General features: G+C 45.8%; 1 tRNA gene and 3 rRNA genes. All 4 read left to right on the top strand.

The window, feature by feature from the left end:
- Positions 1 to 84, top strand: a 16S ribosomal RNA gene (locus KQI22_RS13725); the annotation flags it as partial.
- 60 nt (positions 85 to 144) lie between these two features.
- Positions 145 to 262 (top strand): 5S ribosomal RNA (rrf, locus tag KQI22_RS13730).
- 5 nt (positions 263 to 267) lie between these two features.
- A tRNA-Ala gene (locus KQI22_RS13735) sits at positions 268 to 340 on the top strand.
- Between the two features lie 321 nt (positions 341 to 661).
- A 23S ribosomal RNA gene (locus tag KQI22_RS13740) occupies positions 662 to 759 on the top strand; the annotation flags it as partial.

Consider the following 759-nt stretch of genomic DNA (forward strand, 5'->3'; position numbering starts at 1 on the left):
GAGCCGTCGAAGGCAGGTCTGATAACTGGGGTGAAGTCGTAACAAGGTAGCCGTATCGGAAGGTGCGGCTGGATCACCTCCTTTCTAAGGAAAGAATAAGTAAGGGTTGGATTGCTGTTGATCTGTCAAGGACAGATGAAAGATTCTGGTGGCAATGCGCTTAAGGGGCACACCCGTTCCCATCCCGAACACGATGGTTAAGACTTAAGCGGCCGATGGTACTGCATTGGAGACGATGTGGGAGAGTAGGTGGCTGCCAGATTATATGGGGGCGTAGCTCAGTTGGGAGAGCACCTGCCTTGCAAGCAGGGGGTCAAGAGTTCGAATCTCTCCGTCTCCATTCAAGCGTTTTTCGCGAGGAAGAGCATATGAAAGTTTACTTTCAGATATGCGAAGACGAAGCGAAAAGCATTTGAATCGACTTAAGAACGAGCAACCGAAGGTCGCGAGTGCGTAGTCGAGGAAAAACGCTTGATAGACTGAAAAAATTCAGTCAAAGTCGTACCTTGAAAACCGAATACAGAAATTAATCTTAAAAATATCAGAAATGATAACAAGACATCGAAAAGAAAACAGTCATAGTAACATATGACGATCTTAACAAACTCAAAACTCATAAGAGAAGATTTCAAACGCTAATGAAATCGAGCGAGACTAAAAAGGTTAAGCTGATAAGAGCGCAGGGTGGATGCCTTGGCACTAAGAGCCGACGAAAGACGTGATAAGCTGCGAAAAGCTGTGGGGAGGAGCAAATATCCC

Source organism: Kineothrix sp. MSJ-39, from assembly GCF_018917935.1.
Classification (GTDB): Bacteria; Bacillota; Clostridia; order Lachnospirales; family Lachnospiraceae; genus CAG-194.